This is a genomic window from Neisseria sp. P0024.S006 (assembly GCF_051956595.1).
Classification (GTDB): Bacteria; Pseudomonadota; Gammaproteobacteria; order Burkholderiales; family Neisseriaceae; genus Neisseria.
In genome coordinates this window covers 198446-222407 of sequence record NZ_JBQCXH010000001.1, presented here as the reverse complement: position 1 = coordinate 222407, position 23962 = coordinate 198446, and the positions used below count along the sequence as shown (strand labels likewise).

The following is a 23962-nucleotide window of genomic DNA, read 5'->3' as shown; positions in this document are numbered from 1 at the left end:
AAATGTCTGAAATCGTATTGCAGGTAAACGGCGCTAACTATGGCGGCTGGACGGGAGTATCGGTATCGCGCAGCATTGAAACCGTGGCTGGGGCATTTGATTTGACGTGTACCGAGAATGTGGGCGGCGATGCGGCGCAATGGCCGTTGCGCCCGAATCAAAAATGTAAGATTTTGGTAAACGGGCAAACTGTGATTGACGGCTACATCGATAAAGTGAGTATAGACGTTTCGGACAGCGCTCACGGTATCGCGGTTTCCGGCCGCGATAAAACGGGCGATTTGGTCGATTGCGCGGCGGTGCATAGCCCGGCGCAATGGCGAAACATCAAGCTGCTGGATTTGGTGAAGATTCTTGTTGCGCCGTTTGGACTTGAAGTGATTTTGGAAACGGTAGCCGATACGCCGTTGGCGGTGTTTAAGCTGGAGCCTGCTGAAACCGCTTTTGCCGCGATTGAACGGGCGTGTAAGTTGCGTGGGGTGTTGCCGGTACAGGCGCGTGGTGCATTAGTTCTTACCCATGTTGGGACCGAACGCACCGCTACGCCGCTGGTTTATGGTGGAAATATTAAGTCCGCTACAGCAGATTTCGATTTTTCCGACCGCTTTTCTACTTATACCGTATCTGGCCAGCGTGCTGGCAATGATACTGATAACGGCAAGGCGGTGGCTCATGTTAAAGAGCAGGTAGCCGATACAGGTATCACCCGTTACCGCCCTTTTGTGAAGCAGGCAGACGGGCAGGCTACCGCTGCCGTGGCAAGGCGTCAGGCAGAGTGGGAAAAGCAGGTGCGTGAAGCGCGTAGCACTACATTGTCTTGTACGGTGGCTGGTTGGACGCAGCAAAATGGCCAAGTTTGGGATATTAACCTGCTTGCGGCGGTTGAAGCTGCGATTTTGGGCGTTACAGGCGATTTACTAATTTCGGCCGTTGAATACAGCTACGATGACAGCGGCGAGATTACTAAAATGGAATTAAAGCGACCTGATGCCTACCTGCCGGACCCGGAGGACGTGAAAAAGGCGGAAGGCAAACCGGAAAAGGCAGTCAAAGCAAAAGCATCGGGTAAGGCAAAGGCCGAAAGTAAAACCAAAACCAAGCCGAAAGGTGGTAAGGCGGCCAAGCGTGGAACAGGAAAAAACAGTGCGGCCGGTGGCTGGGATGGCGGTGGAGCGATGGAGTTGCAGAAAAATGCCGATGGCAGTTATACCGTGGGGAATTGGAAAAAATGATTGAGAAGCTTAAGGCCATGATAGGGCGCTGCATCATTGCGGCGGTTTCAGACGGCCATAAAACCCAGTCAGTGCAAATTGAAGCATTTAGCGGCGATATGCATGACGATGTAGAGCGCTTACAGCAATTTGGCTTTACCGGCGTACCAGTGGTAGGAGCAGAGGGTATTGTGCTGTTTGTGGCGGGAAATCATGATCATCCGGTTTTAATCTGTGCTGAAAATCGCGGTATTCGGGTGAGCGGTTTGAAAGAAGGCGAATCGGCGCAGTATAACAGCAGCGGGCATAAGATCGTGCTTTACCATGACCGCTGCGAAATAAATACGCCGCAATTTGTAGTGAACGCGGAAAGCGAAGCAGTGATTAATGCCCCGCTGATTGAGTTGAACGGTAATGTTATCGGCACGGAATCGGCGGTATTTGCCAAAGAGGTAAAAGATATGGGCGGCGGGTACTCTATGTCTGGTATGCGCAGCACTTATAACGGCCATACTCACCACGAAAATGACGAGCAGTCCGAAACCAATTCGCCTACGCAAACCATGTGAGAAACAAACCATGCTTGGATTAATTCCGTCTGAAATCGGTGGCAGTGATTTGCTGTTGAATGATACCGACTGGTTGCGTTCGGCAGTTTGGATGTCTTTGGGTACCGATGCCCGTGCCAGATCTGATGATGTATTGCCGGATGGCGCAGGGGATAAGCGTGGGTGGTGGGGCGATACCTACCGCCCACAAATTATTGGCAGCCGATTATGGTTATTGAGCCGTGAAAAGCAATTACCTGAAACGCTTGCGCGGGCTGAAGAATATACCCGTGAAGCTTTGCAGTGGCTGATTGATAAAAATATAGCCGAATCAGTAGAGGTGAGCGGCTCATGGGCAGGTGTTAGCCGTCTGAATTTGGCGGTGGCGATAACCAGCCCGGAAGGTCAAATCTACCGATACAGTTATTTATGGAGCGCACAAAATGCCGTTTAGTCGACCAAACCTGAAAGAGATTATTGAGCGCGTCGAAACCGATATAACCAGCCGTACCAGCGAAAACGAATATCCGCAGGCAGGCAGTGTTGCAGGGGTGTTTGCGGCCGCTTTGGGCGGTGCGTCCCATCTGCTGCATGCGCATTTGGATTGGGGTATTAAACAAATGCTGCCGTCCACGGCCACAGGGGAACAGCTTGAAGAGCACGCCCGGATTTGGTTGAAAGTGCCGCGTAAACCGGCAGCTTTTGCCGAAGGTGAAATCACGGTAACGGGTGCGCCCGGCGCGGTATTGCCGGCGGGTACATTGTTTGCCCGTGGTGACGGTATCCGTTTTGTTACAACAGCCGATTTAACTCTGTCTGCATCAAGCGGTGCAGTAACAGTGGCAGCTGAAACGGCTGGAGAAATCGGCAATACAAAAGCCGGTACGGTGTTCACAATGGTATCGCCTGTTTTGGGCATACAGTCATCCGCGCCTGTTGGGTTATCCGGTATTTCCGGCGGTAGTGATGTTGAGAGCGACGCCGATTTGCGTAGTCGACTGATCCGCCGTATCCAAGGGTCGGCGCAAGGTGGTGCGGATTATGATTACGAAACTTGGGCGCTGGAGGTGCCTGGTATTACCCGCGCCTGGGTGTTGCCGCTGCATAACGGCTTGGGTACGGTTTCGGTTGCGGTTGTGCGTGATAACGATGAAAGTATTATCCCAGATGAACGCGAAATCGCGCGGGTGCAGGAACATATCGAAGAAGTGCGTCCGGTGACGGCGCGGGTAACGGTGATCGCGCCTGTGGAAAAGAAGGTGCAATACCGCATCAATCTTGCGCCTGATACTGCTGAGAACAGGGCAGGGGTGGAAGCAGCGTTAAAGTCATTCCATCTGCGTGAATCGTCTATGGGTGGTACGCTGTATTTGTCACGCATTTCTGAGGCAATCAGTTTGGCGCCAAACGAATTTATGCACGTTATGTCAGAACCTGCTAAAGATGTGACCTGTGCACCAAATGAAATCCTGACGTTTGGAGGGGTGGTATGGCCAAGCTGAATCCATATACAGCCGATCAATACCGGCAGCAGCTGATTGCATTGTTGCCGACCGGAGCGGCATGGCAGTTTGAGCCAGGAACGCGGCTTTGGGAGTTTGTCGATGCGTTGGCGCAGGAGTTAGCCCGCATTGATGCGCGTGTGTCAGATATGGTTGGGGAATCCCATCCACGAAACGCTTATGAAATGCTGAACGAGTGGGAGGCGGTTGCAGGCTTGCCTGATATTTGCACTGGGACTTTGGACAGTATTCCGGAGCGGCAACGGGCATTGGTGGCAAAACTCACATCAACCGGCGGTCAGTCAATACCGTATTACTTAAGCGTAATCGAAAATATGGGCTATTCCGGCGCGACGATTGACGAGCCGGAGCCGATGACCTGCAACGATAATTGTGCAGATTATTTGTGGGATGAGAGCAGTATTTTTTGCTGGATAGTCAATATCCCTGCGGATACTGCCATTGAGCAGATGACCTGTGCGGATGACTGTACCAGTTTTTTAAGTAATTACGGCATTAATGCGCTTGAGTGTGTTTTAAACCGCATTAAGCCAAGCCATACCCACGTTAGTTTTCACTACGAATAATTTACTTTTAATCAATAAAGGCCGTCTGAAATTCAGACGGCCTTAGCTTTTGGAGCATAAGAATGAGACGTATTGATACCAGTACCGCCGCACAGGATTTATTCGGCAAAGGTAAGCACGGATGGCGCAACGGCAACCCGCAAGCCGGTGTTCGTCCCACCCAGTTTAATGCGGAATTTGTAAATGCGTTGCAGGAAGAAATTGCAAATGCCATCGAAAATGCGGGTATTAATCTTAATCCCGAAGATAATCAGCAGCTTTTTAAGGCAATTAGTTCTTTGGCTGGTGGCTCAGGGAAAATCGAAAGTGTAGACGCTTTGCGCCAGTTGAAAGGTGAGTATCCTGCGGTATTGTTAAATGCTTATTACACCGGTGGAACTACGGGTGGCGGTGTATTTGTGGCAGATGCTCAAGATAAAACCACTGCTGATAATGGCGGCACGGTTATTGTTGATACGTCTGGTATGCGCTGGAAACGGGTATTTAAAGCGTTAAGCCTTTATGATTTTGGCTATGATAAGTCAAAAAATAATGCTACCTCAATTTTGAATGCTGTGGAAAATGCGGCGATTGGTGTAGTAGTAGATTGCTTAGGATTATCTATCGATACTGGCAATCAATATCCGAAAAATAATAAGTACGCAAACGGTCAATTTGTTATCAATGGCAAAGCGGTTGATGTTCAGTATCAAATCATTCGTAGCGGCCTTGGCCGTTTTATTTCCGGTAGTGGTGCGGCATCTAATCTTAAGTCAAATGAGTGGACAGGTGCTGGATTGGTGGTTATCGGTGAAAAGGCAATGGGACAGGTGGAGCGCTGTGTTTCTGCTATTGCTATTGGCGATCGTTCGCAGGGATTTTCACGTATTAGCCGCGATAATATTTCAATCGGGGCGGATAGTTTGATTAATGTTCAGGCCGATACGGAGTGGTATGACCAGTCCAAAATGTCCGGAACTCGAAACATCGGTATCGGTGGTAATGCAGGGCGCGGTATTACGAGCGGTTATTCAAATATTGCGATAGGACGTAACTCTGGCCAGGGTTTGGGTACTGGCTTTTCTAATATTGCTTTAGGTTCGGCGGCGTTGGCCGGTGTTGGACCAATTGGGCTGAGCGGCGATATTGAAGTTTTTTGGCCGTCGCCAACATCTCGTACCGTGGCTGTCGGCGAATCCGTATTGCAGATGTATCAAGGGCGCGATGCGCAAACGGCAATTGGTGGTGGCGCGGCAAAAAATACAAAGGTCGCCGGAAAAGTAACTGCGTTGGGGGCAAATGCCCTTGAAAACTTGGAACGTAATCTTGCGCCAAACGGTGGTGATGTGCTGTGGAGCGGAACGGAGACGGGTAGTTATATTCAAAGCGGCCATAATATTACGTTGAACTTTGGCAATATTCGAGGCGCTCAAGTCGGTTACTGGGTAGGCATCCGTCTGACTTCAGGCGATGCGGCCACCGTGCAGGGTGATGTTGTACCAGTAGAAGTAACAGCAGCGGCAGGCAACAGTCTCACCATCCGCAGCCCGAAAGAGCTTAACGCATCGGGTAACGCAGAACTTAAATATGTTTATTCGACATCATCGGCGGCCGCGAAAAACGAAGAATTGACAGTAATCGGTACCAATGCACTTAAGAATGCGGTAAGCGGCGCATATACAACAGTAATTGGTGCGGATGCAATGCTGTCCAGTGATAACCCGCAGAAGACGGTGGCAGTTGGTGCTTCAGCGCTGCGGAGTGGAGCACATGTATCTAGCGTCGCTGTTGGGTATTGGTGTGCGCCCACAATTAGCAGTGAGCAAAGTGTATTTATTGGTGATTCATGTGGGTACCGAAACGTACAAGGTGATGTATTAAGCGGAAAAATTACCAATTCCATTGCCATTGGTTATGGTGCGCGTTTGGGTGGAAGTAATGAAATTCAGCTTGGGATGTATGGCCAGACGCTTTATGCACCCTCAGCCGTGAATATTCGGTCAGATGCCCGTGATAAGGCTGATATTGAGCCATTGGATTTTGGTTTGGATTTTGTTCGTAAACTCAAGCCTGTTACAGGGGTTTGGGATCGTCGAGATGCTTATACTGACGAGTTGTTCACAAACCTTCCGCCTCATGAGCGTTCGGAAAAACTTCGTGAGTGGTGGGCAAATCCGTCAAAGGATGGACGTCATAAAGAAAGTCTCCGTCAGCATTGGTTTATTGCTCAAGATGTTGTAGCGCTTGAAGAAGAATATGGCAAATTGCCAATGATTAACTTTAGACAGGATACCTACACAATTGAGTATGAGATGTTTGTCCCAGTATTGGTTAAGGCGTTGCAAGAAATGGCTGATGAACTGGAGAGCATGAAAAAACAAATGCAGGAGTTAAAGAAATGACACGTTGTGTAATTGATTCGGATGGATTGTTTATCGAAGAACAGTATTTTGATGACTGTCGCCAAAGTATTGAAGCTGAAGTTCCTATGCTTGAACAACATCAGGCAGCGAAGTGGGTTGGGGAAGGTTGGGAAATTGTCCCTGATTATCGCGGGTGTATGGTTGTCATTGGTGGTGATGTGCAGGTTTGGAATGAGTTGGGCAACCTTCCTGTCGATGCTGTTTTGATTTGTGCTGATTAGTTTAAGTACACCATGCAGTTGTATGGTGTACTTAAAGCTATCGGTCGATTCAGTGGAGTTTTTATGGCTGATTTAATTCATATCAGGGCGGATATTCCAACAGTAAACATTGAAATGCCAGTCGGAAACGCCCGGCGTTTTGAAGTAACGGTAACGGTGGATGGGCAACCTTTCGATTTATCTGCCGCAGAACTGAAGATGATGGTTGCTCCTAGCGTTGGTTTGGCATTTGAGACTACAGGAAATATTCAGGTAGTCGGCAACGTCCTAACGCTGGATTTCCCGCCTGATTTTTCCCGAGACGCAAAGTGGCGCCGCGCAAAGTATGACATTTTGAATGTATCAACGCGCCACACGTTGATACGTGGCGAAATCTGTTTGCTGGAGGTTGTAACGCGATGACTATATATATGTTTACCCTGTCAGACAAAACGCCGGCGGTCGAAATTGACGTTAAGGAAACGGCAATTGTCCAGGGCGCTGGGCAGGATTTGTACGACCGCGCCAAAAAGGAGCTTGGCTTTACTGGCACTTTTGATGAATTTCTCGCTACATTCAAGGGCGAGCGAGGGGCTGACGGCTTGCCTGGTACGAAAGGCGACACTGGAGCGACAGGCGCAACGGGCGCGGATGGTTTTCCTGGAGCAAAAGGCGAGCGTGGGCAAGACGGCGAGAACGGTAAGTCTGCTTATGAAATCGCGGTTCTGAATGGTTATGTTGGCAATGAGGAGCAATGGCTGGCAAGCTTAAAAGGCCGTGATGGTTCGCCTGGGCGAGATGGACGAAATGGACTTTCCGCGTATGAGCTTGCGGATGGCGAGCTGATGTATGGCACGGTCGAAAAATGGCTAAACTCGCTCAAAGGTGCGAAAGGCGACACTGGGCAGAAAGGTTTAGACGGTAAATCGGCGACTGTTACCATTGGCGCGGTAACGACAGGCGAGACGGCGAGCGTAACCAACACCGGCACGGCGACAGAGGCCGTCTTGAATTTCGTCCTGCCTGCTGGTGGAGGCGGTTATAACGGACTTCACACCGAAATTCGCACTATTCCCGTTACTGTCAACGCTCAACAGATTCAGACGGTCGAGTTTGAGGCGAAGTTTTCCGAAACACCCACGCTTCACGGCCAGCCCGCATTGATGGGCGCTGGTGAAAACCGTTTCCTGTATCTGTTATCCGTAGATAAAAACGGCTTCACTTGTCGCTCAAACTACTTCAGCGCCGGGATTCAAACTATTCATTATGCTGTCACCGGCAAACTTGCGTAACAGGCCATCTTTCAGATGGCCTTTTTTCTTGGAGGTAAAAAATGAGTAACTCACTCAAATGGGTTAAATATATTCTTGAATGGCGTTTTCTTCCTGTACGGTTTCAGCAGTGGTTGTTTGGTACGGGCACGCGTGCGGTTGAATTTGTCAGTGGTTGTTCGATGATTGGTTATGCGTTGGTCTTCGCATTTTCGCCGAACGACATCTATAGTTGGCCAATATATTATAAATTCAAGGATATTTCAGAGTTTACGCTGATATTGGTATTTGGCGGTGTCGGAGTGCTGCAACTGATGGCAATGTACTGGCAGACATTCAAGGGGGAAGTGCTGTCGGGTTATATGCTTTTGGTATCAGCATTTATCTGGTATTTAACGGCGTATGCGTTTTGGGCGGCCTATCCGCCGGCGCATACAGGCATGGTTATTCCGCCTGTCTTGGCGTTCCTTTGCTTACTTGCTGGAAATAACTCACTTAAATTCTTGTTTTCGGAGGTTAAATTCAAACGGAAACAAAAGGGGGAATAATGCACGATTTTTTTCAAATCGGCTATCTGTTCGCGATAGGGGGCGGCGTCATTGGTAGCGTGTGGTCAAGCATGAAAGACCATGACGCACCGGTATCAAGCCTGTTTGAAGCTTTGATTTCGGCGGTTGCGGCGGCGGCAGTAGCGGAACGGTTTTTAATGCTAAACCAAGTATGGACTTGTGCGATTGCGGGCGCATTCATCGGCATCTTGACAGGTCATGCGATGGATACCGTGCAGGCCATTGCCCCGGGACTAATGAAAAAATGGCTCAGAAAAACAGCTAACAAATTTATCGATAGTAAAGACTAGCAAAGGCCGTCTGAATATTCAGACGGCCTTTTTATTTCGAAAGGTAGAATATGACACAAGTAACACAAAATTTTAGTTTGCGTGAATTAACGCGTAGCGAAACCGCCCGACGTATGGGTGTTGAAAACATTCCGACTGAAAAGGAAATGCAGAATATCCGCAAGACAGCTGAGAAGTTGGAAGAAATTCGTGAATACGTTGGCCGTGGCATCATTGTTACAAGCTGTTTTCGCAGCGAGCGTGTGAATAAGTTGGTTGGTGGTAGCCCAACATCGGCACATCGTTTCGGTTCGGCGGCTGATTGTGACGCTATCGGCATGACTTCTTTTGCTTTTGCGCAAAAGCTGATTGAAATGCGTGATGTTGGAAAGCTGGTATTTGACCAGTTGATCTTGGAATTCCCGGAGCGTGGGGATGGTGCATGGGTGCACATCGGTTTCCGACACAATGGTGCCCAACGTAATCAGGTTATGACCTCCGTTAAACGCGGTGGGAAAACCGTTTATTTACAGGGATTGGTGCCATGATTCCGTGGATACTTAAAAACAGAATCATCACGGCCCTAATTGTGTTGGTGGTGGTTTTAGTGTGTTGGCTTGGCTTTGTTTATGGTGTCGCCATTCCTGATGCTGAAAAGCGCGGTGCAGCAGTCGCTACGGCAAAAATCAGCCAAGATTTTGCTGTTGCCCAAGGCCGGCGTGTTGCTGAAACATTGGAAAAAGAACGGGCGCGCACCGCTGAATTTGCTGCGATGCAAGCCAAAATAGAAAAGGAGAGAATCCATGCGAAAACTGTTATTAATAGCCTTCGCAGCGAGCTTGACCGCGTGCAGCAGTACGCCCGAAATCAAGGTGGCCGCCGAAACCTGCCCACAACCGATAGCACCGCCGGCGCATCTGATGAATCAGTTGCCAAAGGCTGGGCATTATTCGGAAAATGCACGGCTGAATATGCTGGAATGGCAGAAGTAGCAGACCAGCAAAGAAATGATTTGGCTGAATGGCAGGCTTATGGCCGTATTGTTTCTGGTGAATGAAAAAGCCCCCTTGCGGGGGCTTGCTCTATAAAAAAAGCGTACTGTATGGAAAGAGTAGGTTAAGAGAAGCTGATATTCAGATTTTTGCCAAGCTTTTCAGCGGCTTTTTCCAAAAAATCAAGTTTTGTATTGTGACGCAAATTCAGTAAGCGGTCAATTTGCGGCATGTGCACGTCTAATCTTCTTGCCATTTCGGCTTTCTTTACATTTTGTTGTACCATTTCATTAAGTAGCAGGATTTTAGCTGTTTCTAATGCCGGTAAAACGACAACATGCTCACCATCATTTTCTGAAGGCAGTGGGACTGCTTTCCTGTCTTCAAAGTATCCTTCTAATGCGCAAATCAGGCCGTCAATCGCTTCGATTTTTGCTGTATCTTCGTCTTCTCCGACTGCGACAGCTTCCGGAATATCTGGGAATGTTACTAATAAAGTACCATTATCGTCTGGCGTTAGAATATAGGGGTAAGCTAACATATAAACCTTTCATAGTAATCCAGTATAGTTATTAGGTAGCAAGCTCCTCCGAGCTTGCTCCTTTTTATTTCTTATTTATTTAAGATCTAAGTCTTTTTTGATTTTTTGAACCAATCCCGTACCGATTTCTTTGCTGCCGTGGTTTGGGAAAACTGATGTTTTATTACCAAGTTTTATTAATTGATGGCTTCCGCGTTTTAGCGTGGTAAACTCTACACCTTGAGAGAGCAGCCATTTCCTGAATTCGCTGTATTTCATCATTCACCTCCTTTCCATACAGTAAGGGTATAATACAACAAAAATGTTGTGATTGCAATACTAAATACAACAATTTTGTTGTATTTAGTATTGCTCAAGATGATTTTACTTTGTGGGTATATATGGGGGTATATAAATTAGTAAAAAATAAAAATGTATTTATATACATATGTTTATTATTGAAAGGATTATCATGATGGAAAATGGTTTTTAACAGATAAATGGTCAAAGGCCGTCTGAAAGTTTCAGACGGCCTTCAATATTAAATATAAACCGAAAAACAGAGAAAATATGAATATCAAACAACTTATCCAAGCCCTGCCCAAAGCCGAGCTGCACGTCCATATCGAAGGGACGTTCGAGCCGGAATTGATGTTTGAAATCGCCAAGCGCAACCGTATAGCGATTCCTTATGAAAATGTCGATGCGGTACGGCAGGCTTATGATTTTCAAAATTTGCAGTCGTTTTTGGATATTTATTATGCCGGTGCCGGCGTATTGTTGCACGAGGCGGATTTTTACGATTTGACCCGCGCGTATATTGAGCGTTGTCGCGAAGACAATGTCGTGCATACGGAAATATTTTTCGATCCGCAAACCCATACTGCGCGGGGCGTGGTATTTGAAACCGTGATTAACGGCATTGTCCGCGCCTGCCGTGAAGCCGGGCAGCAATGGGGCATAAGTACGCGTTTGATTATGTGTTTCCTGCGACATTTGTCGGAAGAAAGCGCATTTGAAACGTTAAATCAGGCTTTGCCTTATAAAGAACACATCATTGGCGTAGGCTTGGATTCGAGCGAACTGGGGCATCCGCCGTCCAAGTTTGAGCGCGTGTTTGCACAGGCGCGGGCGGAGGGTTTGTTGACGGTGGCGCATGCCGGAGAAGAAGGCCCGCCGGAATATGTTTACGAGGCTTTGGACTTGCTGCATGTCCGCCGTATCGATCATGGCGTACGGGCAGAAGAAGACGAGGCATTGATGACGCGTTTGATTAAAGAACAAATGCCGTTGACCGTTTGCCCGTTGAGCAATTTGAAATTGAAAGTATTTCCGGAGATGGCGAAACACAATTTGCGCCGTATGTTGCAACGCGGCGTGTTGGTAACCGTCAATTCCGATGATCCGGCGTATTTCGGCGGCTATATGAACCGCAATTTTGAAGCGCTTGCCGAGGCTTTGGATTTGAGTGCGGAAGAAATCAAAACCTTGTGCGCCAATTCGTTCCGAGCTTCGTTTTTGAGCGAGGCGGAAAAGGAAAAATGGATACGGAAGATTGAAGGTTTTCATGTTGAATCATGATAAAAGGCCGTCTGAAAGTTTCAGACGGCCTTTTATTATGGCGGTTAATAGTCGACTTTAATTTTAGGCGTTTCCTGCGCGGCTTTGTATTCTTCTTCCAATTCAAAGCGCAGCGGATACAAATTCAATTTTTCCATCAGCAGGCGGTCGCCGTCTTCGTCCGGATTGCCCGTAGTCAGCAGTTTGTCGCCGTAGAAAATCGAGTTTGCGCCAGCCATGAAACACATGGCCTGCATGGATTCCGGCATATTGCTGCGGCCAGCGGACAGGCGGACGTAACTGTGCGGCATGGTAATGCGCGCGACGGCGATGGTACGGACAAATTCCGTCCAGTCCAAATCTTCGGCATCGGCCAGCGGCGTGCCTTCCACTTTGACCAACTGGTTAATCGGCACGCTTTCGGGCTGCGGGTCGAGGTTGGCAAGGCTGGCAATCAGGCCTGCGCGTTCGGCGCGGGTCTCGTTCATGCCGACGATGCCGCCGCAGCAGACTTTCAAACCGGCATTGCGGACTTTGCCTAAAGTATCCATGCGGTCTTCGTGTTTGCGGGTGTGGATGATGTCGTTGTAGCGGTCGGGGTCGGTGTCGAGGTTGTGGTTGTAGTAGTCCAGGCCGGCTTTTTTGAAGTCTTCAGCCATGCCGTCTTCGAGCATGCCGAAGGTACCGCACACTTCCATGCCCAAGCTTTTCACCGCGCTGATGATTTCGGAAACGACAGCCACGTCTTTAGGTTTAGGGCCGCGCCATGCCGCACCCATGCAGAAACGGCTGGCGCCGCGCGATTGGGCAATTTTGGCTTTTTCGACGATTTCGTCCACGTCCATCATCTGCTCTTTGCCCAGATTGGTGTTGTGGTGTGCCGATTGCGGACAGTAGGCGCAGTCTTCGGGGCAACCGCCGGTTTTGATGGAGAGCAGGGTGGAGAGTTGGATTTCGCGCGGATTGAAGTTTTGGCGGTGGATTTCGGCGGCTTGGAAAACGAGGTCGAGAAAAGGCAGTCCAAACAAAGCCTCGACATCGCATTTTTTCCAATAACGCGCAGTCGGATGCGGCTTGCGCTCGGTTTGACGGCGCAAGGCTACGGGAGATACGGTCATAGTGTGTTCTTTCGTGTTTACAGCGGCGCAGTGTCGCTGATGGCTTGACTGCCGGCGCAATGACGGCAGCAGCAGGTTTGAAATCAATATAAAAGGCCGTCTGAAACGGCGCAGCAAGTGTAACGCTTTTGATAATGTAGGGCAAATGTTTCAGACGGCCTGAAATATGGTCTGCCCGGGTTTGCTATAATCGCATTTTTAATTTTTCCGTTTTCTTATGAACGCGCCCAAAGCCTTCGCCGTACTCGGCCCGACTGCCGGCGGTAAAACCGCACTGGCCTTAAATATTGCCCAATCGTTGCCGGTAGAAATCATCAGTTTGGATTCCGCGCTGGTGTATCGCGGCATGGATATCGGTACGGCCAAGCCGACTGCCGAAGAGCTTGCCGCCGTACCGCATTATTTGATTGATATTATCTCGCCGCTGGAAAGTTACAGCGCGGCGGATTTTGTCGGCGACTGCGTGCGCTTGGTGAACGAAATACATGCGCGCGGACGCTATCCGCTGATTGTCGGCGGTACGATGATGTATTTCCACGCACTGACGGAAGGTTTGAACGATTTGCCCGGCGCGGATGCGGCGGTGCGCGCACAGCTTCAGGCGGAAAAGAACGAACACGGTCTGGCAGGCCTGTATCGCCGTTTGCAGGAAGTTGACCCGATTACGGCAGGCCGTCTGAAAGCCAATGACAGCCAGCGTATTGAACGCGCTTTGGAAGTCTATCTTCTGACCGGCAAGCCTTTGAGCGAACATTTCACAGAGCAGAAGCAGGCCGCGCCTTTATTGGATTTATGCACGGTTGCCCTGATTCCCGAAGACCGTCATTTATTACACCGCCAAATCGAAAAACGCTTTTTAAATATGTTGGAACACGGTTTCCTCAATGAAATGCACGCCTTACGCCGCAATTATCCGCAGCTACATGCCGACATGCCGTCTATGCGCTGCGTGGGCTACCGTCAGGCTTGGGATTATCTCGAAGGCGAAACCGATTATGAAAGCTTTGTCGAAAAAGGCATTGTCGCCACGCGCCAGCTTGCCAAACGCCAGTTGACCTGGCTGCGGAAAATTCCTTTGGCGCACACGTTAGACCCTTATGCAGACAGCGATTATATTCAGACGGCCTTGGCCTTGGCGCGTCGGCATTTTCAGGAATAATCCATGCTGACCACGCCACCACTCGCGCCTAAAACATTGGCTGCATTAAAAGAATTAGGTATTTACACACTGGAAGATTTGCAAAAAATCGGCGCAGTCCGCGCATTTCTATTGCTGAAAGCATCGGGTTTGACCATAACCAAAAGCACCTTGTGGCAACTGGATGCGTTGGTTTCAGGTGTGGATGTCCGGCATATTTCCGAGGAGAGAAAGACGGAGCTGGGCGAAGCATTAAAAAACCATCCGCCTGTTGCCGTTTTCCCTTCGCAAAACGATATGGAAGCCTTTATGCGGCTGGCAATAGAACAGGCCAGACAATCGGCAGCATTGGGCGAAGTGCCCGTTGGCGCGGTCATCGTATATCAAGGCGAGGTAATCGCAGCGGCACACAATACCTGCATTGGCGACCACAATGTCAGTCACCACGCCGAAATCAACGTGCTTGCCGCCGCAGGAAAAGCCTTGCAAAACTACCGCTTGGAAGATTGCGACGTGTACATCACCTTAGAACCTTGCACCATGTGCGCCTCTGCCTTGATACAGGCACGGGTCGGGCGCGTGATTTATGGTGTGGCCGAACCCAAAACCGGCGCGGCAGGCAGCGTGGTTGATTTGTTTGCCGACAAACGTCTGAACAAGCATACCGCAATTTTGGGCGGCATATTGGCAGAAGAATGCCAAAGCGTATTGCAGGATTTCTTTGCGGTCAAACGTAAGGCCGTCTGAATTTTAGACGGCCTGTCAGCAAAAATACTTTATTTTAAATTTTCGGATTTCCCATGTCAGTCAATCATTACGAAAATTTCCCAGTCGGCTCCATTGTGCTGCCGCGCCGTTTGCGTAAGCCGGTTCACGCCGTTTACGCTTTTGCACGGACGGCGGACGATATTGCCGACGAAGGCAATGCCGAAGCAGCCGAACGCCTGCGCCAACTGGACGAACTAAAGGCAGAGTTAGACCGTATTGCACAAGGAGGGAAACCGCAAACGGCTTTGATGCAGCGTTTGTATAACGAAGCGATTGTGCCGTTTCAATTGCCGTTGCAGCCGTTTTACGATCTGCTGGCGGCGTTCAGTCAGGATGTGGTCAAAACCCGTTATGAAAACTTTGGCGAATTGATTGCCTATTGCCGCTTGTCCGCCAATCCGGTGGGGCGCATTATGCTGCATTTGTACGGGCAAACCGATGAAGTGAGTATGGCGCAAAGCGACGGCATTTGCACTGCCTTGCAGCTGATTAATTTCTGGCAGGACGTGGCGGTAGATTGGCAGAAAGGTCGCGTGTACATCCCTCAGGAAGATTTGCAGAAGTTCAAAGTCAGCGAAGAGCAGATTGCGGCCGGCAAAGCCGACTTTGCTTTTCAACGATTGATGGCGCATGAGTGTCAACGTGCTTTTCAAATGCTGAAGGCCGGCTCGCCGTTGGGCAAAACCCTCAAAGGACGAATCGGTTTTGAGTTGCGCATGATTATTGTCGGCGGCCAGTTGATTTTGCAGAAGCTGGACGGTTGCAAATATGATGTGTTTAACCAGCGGCCGTTGTTGGATAAGAAAGACTGGATGATTATCATCAAACGGGCTTTGCTGAAGAAATAAAAAAAAAGGCCGTCTGAACTTAATGTTTCAGACGGCCTTGATGTTTTCGATTAGCGGTTTTTCAAACGGCTGATACGGTTGTCCAAAGAAGGATGGGTGCTGAACCAAGAGTCTTTGGCATCGCTGGCAATGCCCATTGCCGTCATGGTTTGCGGCAAATCGCTGGGGTTGCCTTTCAAGCGTTGCAGGGCGGCAATCATTTTCGGCGCGCCCACCAGTTTTGCAGCACCCGCATCGGCGCGGTATTCGCGTTGGCGGCTGAACCACATCACAATAATGCTGGCAAGGAAGCCGAATACAACCTGCAAGACCATGCTGACCATGAAATATGTGCTTTGAGAAGTGCTGCCGTCATTGTTGCGCGCCACCATGCTGGAAACGATACGCGCCAAGAAGACGACAAAAGTATTCACAATACCTTGAATCAGCGTCAGCGTTACCATATCGCCGTTGCCGACGTGTGCCATTTCATGCGCCAAAACGGCTTCGACTTCATCGCGGGTCATGTGGTCGAGCAGGCCGGTACTGACAGCGACGAGCGAGCTGTTTTTGGTGGCACCGGTTGCGAAGGCGTTAGGCTCGGGCGAGTTGTAAATGGCGACTTCCGGCGTTTTCAGATTCCATTGGCGGGCTTGCGCTTCAACAGTTGCCAACAGCCAAGCTTCTTCTTCACTTTGGGGTTGGTCGATGACGACGGCGCCGACCGAATGTTTGGCGATGGTTTTCGACATCAGCAGGGAGACAATCGAGCCGCTGAAGCCGACAACTGCGGAATACGCCAACAGGCTGCCGACTTGGTCGGTACTGTTGATGCCCAAGATGGCCAAAACAACACGGATGACAACCAAAACGGCGATATTGGTTGCGATAAACAAGAAAATGCGTTTCACCGATTATTCCTTTTTAGTGTGGTTTGTGAGGTGATTTTTATATGGGCGCATTGTCTCAAAAACTCTATAGAGATGAAACAGCATGATAGGCAAAGGTATGCAAATTCAAAGCAATTGAAGCAAAGGCCGTCTGAAAAGGCAGTCTCAACCAGTGAGAATCGCTTTTCAGACGGCCTTTGATAGGTAAAACTATCTGCCGGCTTCTTTCAGCCAGTTGCGCGGTATGAGGAATTGATTGAGGCGTGCTTCGGGTGAACCTTCTTCCGGCGCATATTGATACTCAAAGCGTACCAAAGGTGGCATGGACATCAAAATGCTTTCCGTGCGTCCGCCGCTTTGCAGGCCGAACAGCGTGCCTCTGTCCCAAACCAAGTTAAATTCGACATAGCGTCCGCGGCGGTAGAGTTGGAAGTCGCGTTCACGTTCCCCATAAGGCGTGTTTTTGCGTTTGGCCACAATCGGCAGATACGCTGTGATATAGCCTTCTCCGACCGCCTTGATAAAATTCAGGCAGGTATCGAAATCCCAGCGGTTTAAATCGTCAAAAAACAGACCGCCCACGCCGCGTGTTTCGTTACGGTGTTTCAAGTAGAAATATTCGTCACACCATTGTTTGAATTCAGGATAAACCGATTCGCCAAATGGCGCGCATACGTCTCGCGCTACGGTGTGCCAATGCACAATATCTTCTTCAAAAGGATAAAACGGCGTCAAATCAAAGCCGCCGCCGAACCACCAAACCGGTTCGGCATTTTCAGGATAGGCAATAAAAAAGCGCACGTTCGCATGGCTGGTCGGCACATAAGGATTTTTTGGATGAATGACCAGCGACACGCCCATGGCTTCAAACGCCACGCCTGCCAATTCAGGACGGTGCGCCGTCGCCGAAGCGGGCATTTTGCTTCCCTTTACATGCGAAAAATTCACACCGGCCTGCTCGAATACCGCGCCGTTTTTCAATACGCGTGTTTCGCCGATGCCCAGTTTCCCCGTCCATGCTTCATGCACAAATTCGGCTTCGCCATCTTCTTGCTCCAACGCGGCGCAGATTTGGTTTTGCAGGGTTTTGAGGAGGGTTAGAACAGATTCTGTGTGCATGATATTTCCTTGATGGTGTTTTGTTATGGGCAAATTTTTGCACAGGCCTATCTTGTAACCAAGCTTCATTCATCAGCAATAGGTTGAAAGGTATCGATGATGCTGCGATACCTTTCAGACGGCCTTGATTTATTCAGTAAAAAAGGTATGTGCGCCCAAATAGTTTTTGGCGTAAAACGGGGTGGAAAGTTTTTCGGTTTTGATGGTTTTGCCGCTGCTGGGGGCGTGGATGAATTCGCCGTTGCCGATGTAGAGGCCGACATGGGAATATTTGTGTGCGCCGCCGGTGTTGAAAAAGACCAGGTCGCCGGCTTTTAATTTGTCATCGGAAATTTTACGGCTGGCGGCGGCCATATCGCGTGCGGTGCGTGGCAGATTAACATTGAGGGCGTTTTTATAGACGAATTGGATCATGCCGCTGCAGTCAAAGCCTGTGGCTGTAGTGCTGCCGCCCCATTTGTAGGGCGTGCCGATCAGACCCATGCTGTGAAGCATTAATTCCTGCGAACCTTGTGTGCGGTCGATATGGGAAATGCGGACAGGTTGGACTTTTCTGGCGGTTGTTTGCGGCTTGTGGGATTTGTGTTTGCCAGTGGTGCCGCAGGAGGCCAACAATAGGCCGGCGGTACAAACAAATAGGGTTTTGCAGATGAGTCGAGACATGATGAATTCCTCCGGCCGCATGATTTATGTTTTCAGACGGCCTCTATAATAATCCTTCTATGGGCAGGATGGACAGGATTTTTGAAGTAACCCGTTTCCAGAATTTGGCTTCTGGTTCTTGTGCGTAAGTTCGTTTTTCACTAGGGTCATACCAGTATAGTTTATTGTAATTGCCAAGCGTTACCTGATAGGCGTAGTTTGGGGTGGTTGTAACGAGGGTGCGCTGCATTTGGCCTGCGATTTCGGGACTTTCGATGACGACACCCATTTCGGTATTGAGCCGTGCGGAACGTGGGTCAAGGTTGAATGAACCGATGAAAATGCGTTTTTCATCCACGATGAATGTTTTGGCGTGCAAGCTGGTGGCGGAGCTACCGGTCAAGCCGCGGTCTTTGGTGGTCGGAACGGCATGATTGGGTTGGAGTTCGTATAGTTTGACCCCGGCTTTGAGCAAGGGCTTGCGGTATTTGACGTAGCCCGAATGGACGGCGGCAACGTCGGTTGCTTGGAGCGAATTGGTCAGGACGGTAACGTCCACGCCGTTGTGTATCAGTTTTTCTATGGCTTTGACACCTGATTTTGTGGGTACAAAATAGGGCGAGACAAGGTAAACGCTTTTTTCGGGTTGCTTGAGGGCGTCTTGCAGGCGTTCGGAAATAGGCGGTTTATGCCGGTCACGGTCTAAGCCTTTGGCCGGATCATCGCTGATCAAGCGTGTGCTGACGCTTTGCCACTCCATAAGGTTGCTCTGCATTTTTTGATAGAGGCTGGAGTGTTCGATGCTTTGGCGATAGCGGATGAGCGTTTGATTTTTATCTTGGTCGGTGTAATTAAGTTCGGCCAGTCCTTTTTGCAGGTTTCCCCGTTTGATGACACTGGTCGCGTTATAGGCGGAATGGCTTGACCAGTAGCGGTCGAAGTCTTGGGAAACTTCGGTTACTACGCGGCCTGTGGCGAGGATATCGAGGTCGGCAAAGATGGTATCGTCGTTAACCTTAAAATATTCGTCGCCGATATTGCGGCCGCCTAAAATGGTGGCACGGTTGTCGGCGGTAAACGATTTGTTGTGCATCCGGCGGTTGAGCCGTGGGAAGTCGGCAATATAGCCGAGTGCACGCCATTTTCTGAAAATAAAGGGATTAAACAGACGGACTTCGATATTGGGATGATTGTCGAGTGCCAGCAGGAGATCATCCATGCCGTTGGTGTTGTTGTCGTCCAGAAGTAAACGCACACGGACACCGCGTTCGGCCGCGCGATGAATCAGGTTGAACAAAAGCTTGCCGGAGATGTCGTTGTGCCAGATATAGTACTGTAAATCAAGGGTATGGTCGGCGGATTCAATCAGGGCAGCTCGGGCGACAAAGGCTTCATGGGCATCGTTCAGCAGATAGATATGGGAAATATCGGCCTTGGAAGGGGTAGGAGGAATACCCAAGGCGCTGTCCAGTCGCGGCGTTGAAGGGATGTCAAGATAACTGCTTTGGGTGCGTTCGTCCAATGATGGCAAAAACGCGGCGCAACCGCCCAATAGCAGGGTATAAAGAAGAGGAAGATGAAATTTCATGGGAAACCGGTACAAACAATCCCTACCTAAATGACATTTAGGCAGGGATTGAATTGAAATTAGGTTGCTTGAATCAGCTTAGAAGGCAACATAATTTGCCGGATTGACCGGTTTGCCGTTTTGACGGATCTCAAAGTGCAACTGGGTGCGGGATGCATCGGTATTACCCATGTGCGCAATGGTTTGACCGCGTTTCACGGTTTGATTTTCATTAACCAGCAGGCGTTGGTTGTGGCCGTATGCGCTCAAGAATGAGGAATTGTGTTGAATGATGACCAAGTTGCCGTAACCGCGCAAGCCTGAGCCTGCGTAAACGACTTTACCGTCTGCCGCTGCAACGACAGGCTGGCCTTGTGTACCGGCAATATCCACGCCTTTGTTGCTGCCGCCGAAGTTGGCAATAACGTTACCGGTAGTTGGACGTTGCCATGTAATGCCGCTGACGTTGCGGCTGCTGCCGGTAGACACGGTCGGTGTATTGGCAGGCGTGCTTGGAGTCGGAGCAGTGGTTGTAGTTGTTGGGGTAGAAGGTTTGCTTGCAGAAGCTGCCGGTGCAACGTAGCCTTCAGGTTTTACGCGCAGGGTTTGGCCAACGCTAATGGTGTTGTCGGCCAAGTTATTCCATGCACGCAGATTGTCTTGGGTAATGTTGTAGCGTTTGGAGATGTTGTAAACGGTATCACCGCGAACGACGGTATGTGTCGCTGCATTAATATCGACAGGCGCATAAGAAGGCGTATAAGTGCCAGTGCTGCCGCTGTTGTACGTTGGAGCAGGTGTACTTGCCGGCGGAGTGTATGGCGCATCTGCCGCAGGGCTGGTGTTGGTATTGTAAGGCGCGGCACCGTAAGGATTGTCAGCAGTAGAGCTTGTTGTTGAACCACCGCTTTGTGTGCCGACGACTACAGGAGCCGGTTGTTGGCTGGCACAGGCTGCAAGTAATAAAACCAAAGCTGCCGATCCGGCATAAGATACACTTTTTTTCAACATGTTAATGACTTTCGTATTCGGGTAATTGTTCTCGTCGGGGCATATCATAATAAAAATATGCTTGTTTCTCAAGTGTTCGGCTGTTAGGGACTGTTAAGGCGTAGGGATTTCTGACCAAAAGGAAGCGGTTTGCTCCATTTGTCCGTAGGCAGTCAAATCGACTTGCAGGGGGGTAATTGTGATGAAGCCGGCCGCGCATTCGCCAAAGTCGGTACCTTCTTCGCTGTCGGAAACATCGCCGACCGGCCCAATCCAATAAATTTGTTCGCCACGTGGATTATACATGGGAACAATGCTTTGTTCATGATGGCGACGGCCGAGCCGTGTTATTTTTATGCCTTGGATATCCTCAGGTGCGACGGCAGGGATATTGATATTCCATAAGATGGGTTTGGAAATAGGGCGTTTGAGAAAGTAGGAAAGCAGCATCCAAGCGGCTTTTTCCGCGGTTTCCCAATAACGGCCGCTGGAATCGGCAAGCGAAAAGGCAATAGCGGGAATGCCCATCAGAAAGGCTTCCGTTGCGGCGGCAACCGTACCGGAATAAAGCGTATCGTCGCCCATGTTTGCGCCGTTGTTAATGCCGGATAAGACTAAGTCGGGTTTGAAATCGGCAAGGGCATGCTGGCCGACATGAATGCAGTCGGTGGGCGTGCCATTCACATAGTAAAACCCGTTTCCCGCCTGTTTCAGTTGTAAAGGGCGGTCTAAAGTCAGGGAATTACTGACGCCGCTGCGATCGCGTTCGGGTGCAACCACCCTGACATTGGCAAATTCTGCACATACTCTTGCCAAAACAGCCAAACCGGGCGCAAGATAACCATCGTCGTTTGAGATTAATATGTTCATGTGACAATATTGTGTCTATCAGTAAGATGGGCGGTATTGTACTGGTTTGCTTGAGCGATTGTCCATGAATCGGCAACGTTTGGGCGGAAAGGATAATAATGAAACATTATGAATTAAACCCCAAAGCTTTATTGGGCGGCGTGATTGCTTCAGACGGCAATCAGGAGATTGTTCAGCTTTCACTGCAGAAGAATAATGAAATTCCGGCATATGAGACGGATGCGATTATTTTGCTTTTGGTTTTAAACGGCAAAGCCGAAATCAAAACGGTGGATCAAGTTTTGCAAACCGAAGGCTTGCAAGTTATCCGACTTGAGCCGATGGAGGCGCACAGCATTCGCGCGTTGTCCGATAACACCAATATTTTGGTTATCAAACAATTGATTCATGAAACCGGTCTCAGCAAACGTTTGAGATTTGGAAGTTGCTGCCTGTAATGCAATAAAGGCCGTCTGAAAAATTTCAGGCGGCCTTTTTAAAATCAACTAGATTTATTTCAAACCTTTTTTCACCAAGTCTTCATAACCGCCATGGTTGGTTACGTTGGTGTAACCGGCTTTTTTCAGTTCGGTCAGCGCGGCTTCTGCTCGGCGGCCGCTGCGGCAGTAGAGGTTGACCGGTGCGTTTTTATCCGGGCTGACGGATTTGATGCGTTCAACGATTTGGTCGTGTGGAATATTGAGCGCACCTTGCAAATGGCCTTCTTTGAATTCTTCAGCAGAGCGGACATCAATCCAAACGCCTTTTGCTTTTGCAGGTTGTGCCGCGCTTTTTTCAACTTTAGGCATAGAGGCAGCGGAAGCGGCCAAAGGAGTGGCGATAGCGGCGGCAAAAAGTACGGCGGTCAGCAGTTTCTTCATGATTCAATCTCCTGTTAGATAGAAAATAATATAATAACTATATCAGTTTAGCATTTCATCAGGCCGTCTGAAAGGGGAGTTGTCTTTCAGACGGCCTGATTTTACAAGCTGATTAGCGCTGGGTTTCTACTGCTTCTAAGGCGCGCAAAGCGTATGTATAAGCAGCACCTGCGTTCAGGGCGATAGCGGTGGCCAATGCGCCGGCGATTTCGCTTTCGGTTGCACCTGCTTTGGCGGCGGCGGCGGCGTGCACGCTGATGCAGCTTTCGCAACGTGTGGTAATGGCAACGGCAATGGCGATCAGTTCGCGTGTTTTGGCATCCAGTGCTTCGGCAGCGGCTGCTTGTTCCAGCGCGCCGTAGGCTTGCAGCATTTTAGGATGGCTTTTGCCCAATTCGCCGAATGATTTTTTTACCAAGGCTGTGTGTTCAGGCCAATCTTTAAACATGATATTTCCTTTCTTGATGTATTCGGATAAGAATCAAAAAATCCTATCCGTTTGTGTTTAGTATGTGTATTATTGCAATAATCAGATGAATTAAATCGTCAAAACATCTCATTTATTGGTAAAAAACACTATGGATATTTTAGATAGACTGGTCGAATTGGCGCAGATAAAGGGCAGTGTGGATGTTCAGTGCCTGTTTCAAGGGGAGTGGTATGTGCGGCATGAGCCCAAGCGTGCGCATGGTTTGGTGCATATCGTAACCGCCGGTTCGGGCTATATCCGAATTGATGGGGAGCAAGAGGCCAGGCTGCTGAGTGCGGGGGATATTATTTTCTTTCCGCGCAGCGTTGGGCATACTTTGAGCAGCGACAGCAGTTGTGAAAATTTCGGTGTTCGCGTGCTGACGGCTGAGAATGGTGCATTTAAAGTCAAGCAAAGTCATGCCGGTGGGGAGGCGGCTTTGCATCTTTTTTGCGCACGGTTTGAATATGAAGCGCAGGCGGATATGATGACGGGACTGCCTGATACCGTTTTATTGAACATCAACCATCCGTCTTTGCAGTATTTGGTGACCTTATTGCAATATGAGAGCAGTCAGGCTTTATCCGGCTCGGTAGCGGTTGTGAATGCATTGGCTTCGGTGTTGCTGGTATTTCTGCTTCGTGCCTGTTTGGAGAAAAATGAGGAAGCGCAATTAAGCGGTTTGCTGAATGGTTGGCAGGATAAACGTTTGCGGAATTTGCTTCAGGCAGTCGTCGAAAAACCGGAAGAAGAATGGAATATTGAGAAAATGACTGCGATGGCCAATTTGTCCCGCGCCCAATTGATGCGGGTATTTAAACAGCAGACGGGAACAAGCCCGCATGCCTTTGTTAACAGCATCCGCTTGCAGCAGGGGGCGTTATTGTTGAAGCAGACGGCGGATTCGGTTTTATCGGTTGCTCTTTCGGTCGGTTTTCAATCGGAAACGCATTTTGGTAAGGCATTTAAAAAGCAATATGGGATATCGCCGGGGCAATATCGTAAAAATGACCGACCTGATGAAGCGGCGGTGCAGGCGGAAGAAATGTCGATTTATTTTATTTGAGCAAATT

The 23962-nt window shown here is 49.4% G+C and carries 30 protein-coding genes; 19 read left to right on the top strand and 11 right to left on the bottom strand.

Translation table 11 applies throughout. The features are described 5' to 3' along the window. Positions 1-2 precede the first annotated feature (2 nt). The 13 genes from ACTHUF_RS01080 to ACTHUF_RS01020 all read left to right on the top strand — a co-directional run bounded on the left by ACTHUF_RS01080 (position 3) and on the right by ACTHUF_RS01020 (position 9616). A complete protein-coding gene (locus ACTHUF_RS01080; RefSeq protein WP_107696866.1) occupies positions 3-1232 on the top strand; it encodes a phage baseplate assembly protein in 1230 nt (409 codons plus the stop codon). Then, a complete protein-coding gene (locus tag ACTHUF_RS01075; RefSeq protein ID WP_049343639.1) occupies positions 1229-1780 on the top strand; it encodes a phage baseplate assembly protein V in 552 nt (183 codons plus the stop codon). The genes ACTHUF_RS01080 and ACTHUF_RS01075 overlap by 4 nt, the downstream gene beginning before the upstream one ends. Positions 1781-1790: 10 nt before the next feature. Next, positions 1791-2213, top strand: a complete 423-nt coding sequence (locus ACTHUF_RS01070; RefSeq protein ID WP_107696865.1) for a phage GP46 family protein — start codon at positions 1791-1793, stop codon at positions 2211-2213. After that, entirely contained in the window at positions 2203-3261 is a 1059-nt protein-coding gene (locus ACTHUF_RS01065; RefSeq protein WP_107696864.1) for a baseplate J/gp47 family protein, read from the top strand. The genes ACTHUF_RS01070 and ACTHUF_RS01065 overlap by 11 nt, the downstream gene beginning before the upstream one ends. After that, complete coding sequence (locus ACTHUF_RS01060; RefSeq protein WP_049343635.1) at positions 3249-3848, top strand: YmfQ family protein; 600 nt, start codon at positions 3249-3251, stop codon at positions 3846-3848. Before ACTHUF_RS01065 ends, ACTHUF_RS01060 begins: the two co-directional genes overlap by 13 nt. 62 nt (positions 3849-3910) lie before the next feature. Further along, entirely contained in the window at positions 3911-6229 is a 2319-nt protein-coding gene (locus tag ACTHUF_RS01055) for a tail fiber domain-containing protein (protein WP_440406750.1), read from the top strand. Beyond that, entirely contained in the window at positions 6226-6471 is a 246-nt protein-coding gene (locus ACTHUF_RS01050) for a hypothetical protein (protein WP_107696862.1), read from the top strand. Before ACTHUF_RS01055 ends, ACTHUF_RS01050 begins: the two co-directional genes overlap by 4 nt. Before the next feature lie 63 nt (positions 6472-6534). Beyond that, complete coding sequence (locus ACTHUF_RS01045; RefSeq protein ID WP_159068722.1) at positions 6535-6873, top strand: hypothetical protein; 339 nt, start codon at positions 6535-6537, stop codon at positions 6871-6873. Between the two features lie 8 nt (positions 6874-6881). Next, positions 6882-7742, top strand: a complete 861-nt coding sequence (locus ACTHUF_RS01040) for a hypothetical protein (RefSeq protein ID WP_440406747.1) — start codon at positions 6882-6884, stop codon at positions 7740-7742. A gap of 41 nt (positions 7743-7783) precedes the next feature. Then, entirely contained in the window at positions 7784-8269 is a 486-nt protein-coding gene (locus tag ACTHUF_RS01035; protein ID WP_049349560.1) for a hypothetical protein, read from the top strand. Then, a complete protein-coding gene (locus ACTHUF_RS01030) occupies positions 8269-8580 on the top strand; it encodes a hypothetical protein (RefSeq protein ID WP_049343631.1) in 312 nt (103 codons plus the stop codon). The genes ACTHUF_RS01035 and ACTHUF_RS01030 overlap by 1 nt, the downstream gene beginning before the upstream one ends. A gap of 50 nt (positions 8581-8630) precedes the next feature. Further along, a complete protein-coding gene (locus ACTHUF_RS01025) occupies positions 8631-9107 on the top strand; it encodes a D-Ala-D-Ala carboxypeptidase family metallohydrolase (RefSeq protein ID WP_049343629.1) in 477 nt (158 codons plus the stop codon). Next, positions 9104-9616, top strand: a complete 513-nt coding sequence (locus ACTHUF_RS01020) for a hypothetical protein (protein ID WP_107696860.1) — start codon at positions 9104-9106, stop codon at positions 9614-9616. The genes ACTHUF_RS01025 and ACTHUF_RS01020 overlap by 4 nt, the downstream gene beginning before the upstream one ends. Before the next feature lie 59 nt (positions 9617-9675). Here the strand turns inward: ACTHUF_RS01020 and ACTHUF_RS01015 are convergent, their stop codons facing one another. Further along, complete coding sequence (locus ACTHUF_RS01015; protein WP_063067803.1) at positions 9676-10092, bottom strand: type II toxin-antitoxin system HicB family antitoxin; 417 nt, start codon at positions 10090-10092, stop codon at positions 9676-9678. Between the two features lie 75 nt (positions 10093-10167). Further along, positions 10168-10353: a type II toxin-antitoxin system HicA family toxin gene (locus tag ACTHUF_RS01010; protein WP_234395568.1), complete on the bottom strand. Its 186-nt coding sequence runs from the start codon at positions 10351-10353 to the stop codon at positions 10168-10170. A 288-nt stretch (positions 10354-10641) separates the two neighbouring features. On the opposite strand from ACTHUF_RS01010, the gene ACTHUF_RS01005 reads away from it, so the two are divergent. Beyond that, positions 10642-11652 (top strand): adenosine deaminase, encoded by a 1011-nt coding sequence (locus ACTHUF_RS01005; RefSeq protein WP_315094806.1) that lies wholly within the window; start codon positions 10642-10644, stop codon positions 11650-11652. 44 nt (positions 11653-11696) lie between these two features. Here ACTHUF_RS01005 and bioB read toward each other — a convergent pair whose 3' ends face one another. After that, entirely contained in the window at positions 11697-12749 is a 1053-nt protein-coding gene (gene bioB, locus ACTHUF_RS01000; protein WP_070814209.1) for a biotin synthase BioB, read from the bottom strand. Positions 12750-12966: 217 nt separating this feature from the next. Between bioB and miaA the strand changes: the two genes are divergently transcribed. Genes miaA through hpnC form a run of 3 tightly spaced genes read left to right on the top strand, consistent with a single transcriptional unit; the run spans position 12967 to position 15503 of the window. After that, entirely contained in the window at positions 12967-13908 is a 942-nt protein-coding gene (gene miaA, locus ACTHUF_RS00995; protein WP_315094809.1) for a tRNA (adenosine(37)-N6)-dimethylallyltransferase MiaA, read from the top strand. Between the two features lie 3 nt (positions 13909-13911). Beyond that, positions 13912-14634: a tRNA adenosine(34) deaminase TadA gene (tadA, locus tag ACTHUF_RS00990; RefSeq protein ID WP_440406743.1), complete on the top strand. Its 723-nt coding sequence runs from the start codon at positions 13912-13914 to the stop codon at positions 14632-14634. Between the two features lie 53 nt (positions 14635-14687). Then, the gene (gene hpnC, locus ACTHUF_RS00985) at positions 14688-15503 is read left to right on the top strand and encodes a squalene synthase HpnC (protein ID WP_314058821.1); all 816 of its coding nucleotides are present in this window, start codon (positions 14688-14690) and stop codon (positions 15501-15503) included. 50 nt (positions 15504-15553) lie between these two features. Here hpnC and htpX read toward each other — a convergent pair whose 3' ends face one another. From htpX to surE, 6 genes are all read right to left on the bottom strand, one after another. Continuing rightward, positions 15554-16393 (bottom strand): protease HtpX, encoded by an 840-nt coding sequence (htpX, locus tag ACTHUF_RS00980; protein WP_070849897.1) that lies wholly within the window; start codon positions 16391-16393, stop codon positions 15554-15556. A 189-nt stretch (positions 16394-16582) separates the two neighbouring features. After that, a complete protein-coding gene (hemF, locus tag ACTHUF_RS00975) occupies positions 16583-17491 on the bottom strand; it encodes an oxygen-dependent coproporphyrinogen oxidase (RefSeq protein ID WP_315094816.1) in 909 nt (302 codons plus the stop codon). Between the two features lie 129 nt (positions 17492-17620). Beyond that, entirely contained in the window at positions 17621-18154 is a 534-nt protein-coding gene (locus ACTHUF_RS00970; protein WP_036491269.1) for a C40 family peptidase, read from the bottom strand. Between the two features lie 43 nt (positions 18155-18197). Then, the gene (locus tag ACTHUF_RS00965) at positions 18198-19721 is read right to left on the bottom strand and encodes a phospholipase D family protein (protein ID WP_315094818.1); all 1524 of its coding nucleotides are present in this window, start codon (positions 19719-19721) and stop codon (positions 18198-18200) included. A gap of 78 nt (positions 19722-19799) precedes the next feature. Beyond that, the gene (locus ACTHUF_RS00960; RefSeq protein WP_049343617.1) at positions 19800-20711 is read right to left on the bottom strand and encodes a peptidoglycan DD-metalloendopeptidase family protein; all 912 of its coding nucleotides are present in this window, start codon (positions 20709-20711) and stop codon (positions 19800-19802) included. 93 nt (positions 20712-20804) lie between these two features. Continuing rightward, positions 20805-21560, bottom strand: a complete 756-nt coding sequence (gene surE / locus ACTHUF_RS00955) for a 5'/3'-nucleotidase SurE (protein ID WP_315094820.1) — start codon at positions 21558-21560, stop codon at positions 20805-20807. A gap of 98 nt (positions 21561-21658) precedes the next feature. Here surE and ACTHUF_RS00950 point away from each other — a divergent pair, with 98 nt between their 5' ends. Then, complete coding sequence (locus tag ACTHUF_RS00950) at positions 21659-21997, top strand: hypothetical protein (RefSeq protein ID WP_315094822.1); 339 nt, start codon at positions 21659-21661, stop codon at positions 21995-21997. A gap of 54 nt (positions 21998-22051) precedes the next feature. On the opposite strand, the gene ACTHUF_RS00945 is transcribed toward ACTHUF_RS00950, so the two are convergent. Together ACTHUF_RS00945 and ACTHUF_RS00940 are read right to left on the bottom strand one after the other, a co-directional pair. Beyond that, entirely contained in the window at positions 22052-22420 is a 369-nt protein-coding gene (locus tag ACTHUF_RS00945; RefSeq protein ID WP_003746517.1) for a rhodanese-like domain-containing protein, read from the bottom strand. A gap of 112 nt (positions 22421-22532) precedes the next feature. Then, complete coding sequence (locus tag ACTHUF_RS00940) at positions 22533-22868, bottom strand: carboxymuconolactone decarboxylase family protein (protein WP_315094825.1); 336 nt, start codon at positions 22866-22868, stop codon at positions 22533-22535. Positions 22869-22998: 130 nt separating this feature from the next. Between ACTHUF_RS00940 and ACTHUF_RS00935 the strand changes: the two genes are divergently transcribed. Then, entirely contained in the window at positions 22999-23955 is a 957-nt protein-coding gene (locus ACTHUF_RS00935; RefSeq protein ID WP_296117560.1) for a cupin domain-containing protein, read from the top strand. Positions 23956-23962 lie beyond the last annotated feature (7 nt).

What these genes read in the sequence shown, in the direction of transcription:
- ACTHUF_RS01035 (WP_049349560.1), top strand. Translation starts at nt 7,784, where the DNA reads ATGAGTAACTCACTCAAATGGGTTAAATATATTCTTGAATGGCGTTTT.
- surE (WP_315094820.1), bottom strand. Translation starts at nt 21,560, where the DNA reads ATGAACATATTAATCTCAAACGACGATGGTTATCTTGCGCCCGGTTTG.
- ACTHUF_RS01080 (WP_107696866.1), top strand. Translation starts at nt 3, where the DNA reads ATGTCTGAAATCGTATTGCAGGTAAACGGCGCTAACTATGGCGGCTGG.
- ACTHUF_RS01025 (WP_049343629.1), top strand. Translation starts at nt 8,631, where the DNA reads ATGACACAAGTAACACAAAATTTTAGTTTGCGTGAATTAACGCGTAGC.
- ACTHUF_RS00965 (WP_315094818.1), bottom strand. Translation starts at nt 19,721, where the DNA reads ATGAAATTTCATCTTCCTCTTCTTTATACCCTGCTATTGGGCGGTTGC.
- ACTHUF_RS01040 (WP_440406747.1), top strand. Translation starts at nt 6,882, where the DNA reads ATGTTTACCCTGTCAGACAAAACGCCGGCGGTCGAAATTGACGTTAAG.
- hemF (WP_315094816.1), bottom strand. Translation starts at nt 17,491, where the DNA reads ATGCACACAGAATCTGTTCTAACCCTCCTCAAAACCCTGCAAAACCAA.
- ACTHUF_RS01045 (WP_159068722.1), top strand. Translation starts at nt 6,535, where the DNA reads ATGGCTGATTTAATTCATATCAGGGCGGATATTCCAACAGTAAACATT.
- ACTHUF_RS00960 (WP_049343617.1), bottom strand. Translation starts at nt 20,711, where the DNA reads ATGTTGAAAAAAAGTGTATCTTATGCCGGATCGGCAGCTTTGGTTTTA.
- bioB (WP_070814209.1), bottom strand. Translation starts at nt 12,749, where the DNA reads ATGACCGTATCTCCCGTAGCCTTGCGCCGTCAAACCGAGCGCAAGCCG.
- ACTHUF_RS01075 (WP_049343639.1), top strand. Translation starts at nt 1,229, where the DNA reads ATGATTGAGAAGCTTAAGGCCATGATAGGGCGCTGCATCATTGCGGCG.
- tadA (WP_440406743.1), top strand. Translation starts at nt 13,912, where the DNA reads ATGCTGACCACGCCACCACTCGCGCCTAAAACATTGGCTGCATTAAAA.
- ACTHUF_RS01020 (WP_107696860.1), top strand. Translation starts at nt 9,104, where the DNA reads ATGATTCCGTGGATACTTAAAAACAGAATCATCACGGCCCTAATTGTG.
- ACTHUF_RS01030 (WP_049343631.1), top strand. Translation starts at nt 8,269, where the DNA reads ATGCACGATTTTTTTCAAATCGGCTATCTGTTCGCGATAGGGGGCGGC.
- ACTHUF_RS00970 (WP_036491269.1), bottom strand. Translation starts at nt 18,154, where the DNA reads ATGTCTCGACTCATCTGCAAAACCCTATTTGTTTGTACCGCCGGCCTA.
- ACTHUF_RS01070 (WP_107696865.1), top strand. Translation starts at nt 1,791, where the DNA reads ATGCTTGGATTAATTCCGTCTGAAATCGGTGGCAGTGATTTGCTGTTG.
- ACTHUF_RS00945 (WP_003746517.1), bottom strand. Translation starts at nt 22,420, where the DNA reads ATGAAGAAACTGCTGACCGCCGTACTTTTTGCCGCCGCTATCGCCACT.
- hpnC (WP_314058821.1), top strand. Translation starts at nt 14,688, where the DNA reads ATGTCAGTCAATCATTACGAAAATTTCCCAGTCGGCTCCATTGTGCTG.
- ACTHUF_RS01010 (WP_234395568.1), bottom strand. Translation starts at nt 10,353, where the DNA reads ATGATGAAATACAGCGAATTCAGGAAATGGCTGCTCTCTCAAGGTGTA.
- ACTHUF_RS01065 (WP_107696864.1), top strand. Translation starts at nt 2,203, where the DNA reads ATGCCGTTTAGTCGACCAAACCTGAAAGAGATTATTGAGCGCGTCGAA.
- ACTHUF_RS01015 (WP_063067803.1), bottom strand. Translation starts at nt 10,092, where the DNA reads ATGTTAGCTTACCCCTATATTCTAACGCCAGACGATAATGGTACTTTA.
- ACTHUF_RS00950 (WP_315094822.1), top strand. Translation starts at nt 21,659, where the DNA reads ATGAAACATTATGAATTAAACCCCAAAGCTTTATTGGGCGGCGTGATT.
- ACTHUF_RS01055 (WP_440406750.1), top strand. Translation starts at nt 3,911, where the DNA reads ATGAGACGTATTGATACCAGTACCGCCGCACAGGATTTATTCGGCAAA.
- ACTHUF_RS01060 (WP_049343635.1), top strand. Translation starts at nt 3,249, where the DNA reads ATGGCCAAGCTGAATCCATATACAGCCGATCAATACCGGCAGCAGCTG.
- ACTHUF_RS00935 (WP_296117560.1), top strand. Translation starts at nt 22,999, where the DNA reads ATGGATATTTTAGATAGACTGGTCGAATTGGCGCAGATAAAGGGCAGT.
- ACTHUF_RS00940 (WP_315094825.1), bottom strand. Translation starts at nt 22,868, where the DNA reads ATGTTTAAAGATTGGCCTGAACACACAGCCTTGGTAAAAAAATCATTC.
- miaA (WP_315094809.1), top strand. Translation starts at nt 12,967, where the DNA reads ATGAACGCGCCCAAAGCCTTCGCCGTACTCGGCCCGACTGCCGGCGGT.
- ACTHUF_RS01050 (WP_107696862.1), top strand. Translation starts at nt 6,226, where the DNA reads ATGACACGTTGTGTAATTGATTCGGATGGATTGTTTATCGAAGAACAG.
- ACTHUF_RS01005 (WP_315094806.1), top strand. Translation starts at nt 10,642, where the DNA reads ATGAATATCAAACAACTTATCCAAGCCCTGCCCAAAGCCGAGCTGCAC.